Genomic DNA, 1,167 nt, shown 5'->3' with positions numbered 1-1,167 from the left:
TTTTTTTTTTTAAAATATTTTTTTTTTGTTTTTTTTTTTTTTTTTTTTTTTTTTTTTAGTATGTTTTGTTGTTTAATTTTTAACAACAATAAACTCAGATCTTCTGTTTTTTTGATGTTCTTCTTCAGAACATTTGCTGCTAGAGTCACAGTTGTTTGTAAGCTCAGACTCACCAAACCCTTTACCAGAAACACGTTTAGGAGCAATACCATTGTCTAGTAAATATTTTACTGTTTCTTTGGCTCTTCTGTTAGATAGTGCTAAGTTGTACTTAGTAGTAGCTCTGGCATCAGTATGTGAACGGACTTCAATAACCACCTCTGGATATTCTTTAAGGTAAGCAAAGACTTGTTGCATAGTAATTTGCCCATCAATTCTAATAAACGATTTATCAAGGTCAAAATAAATAGGATCTAGTTTTAAGTACTTAGTTAAATCTGTACCAATAGGCGCAGCCTTTTTAATAGGATTTAATTTTACAATAACAGGTTTTATTTCTTTATTGCGTTCTATAGCAAAACTAGTAGCGCCTTGCTCAAACTCTATTTTTTCTCCTAGTAGAGTATAGGTGTCTTCCCAACAAATATCATCTAATTTAAAGTTTCCTTTTGCATCAGATTTTGTTTCAAAAACTAGATTGTTCTCACTGTTTTTAATTTGTATTGTAGCATCAGCAATAGTTGCACCAGTTTTAAGGTTTACAGCAGTTCCTGTAATAGTATTGTAACAGTTAAGGTTAAGTTCTTTTGTTTGTGTAAAGCCATAAATATCATCATATCCTTTACCACCATCCCGGTTAGAAGCAAAAAAACCTTTTTGTGTATCTTCATCAAAAATTAAAGAGAAATCGTCTTGTTTGCTGTTAACGGGTTTTCCAATGTTTAGGATGTATGATTCGTTAAAGTTATCAGTAATTTGTGTTGCAAAAATATCAAGACCACCTAACCCAGGGTGTCCATCAGATGCAAAATACAATATATTATTTTTAGAAACATAAGGAAACGTTTCTCTAGATTCAGTATTAATTTTATTTCCAAGATTTTTAGGAGCACTAAAGGTTCCATCGGCAATAATATCTACCACATAAAGGTCTGACATACCACGAGTTCCAGGCATATCAGAAGCAAAGTAGAGTTTGGTTTCATCTGGAGATAGGGCAGGGTGTGC

1 protein-coding gene is annotated in these 1,167 nt (G+C 32.0%); it reads right to left on the bottom strand.

Going from position 1 to position 1,167, the window contains the following annotated elements:
* Positions 1 to 72: 72 nt before the first annotated feature.
* The coding region (locus tag BFJ87_RS13165) for an OmpA family protein (RefSeq protein ID WP_139344248.1) at positions 73 to 1,167 on the bottom strand (1,095 nt) is incomplete at its 5' end.

Source organism: Cellulophaga omnivescoria (assembly GCF_001999725.1).
In the GTDB taxonomy this organism is placed as follows: domain Bacteria; phylum Bacteroidota; class Bacteroidia; order Flavobacteriales; family Flavobacteriaceae; genus Cellulophaga; species Cellulophaga omnivescoria.
The sequence above is the reverse complement of the archived record's forward strand: the minus strand, read 5'-3'. Positions and strand labels throughout refer to the sequence as shown.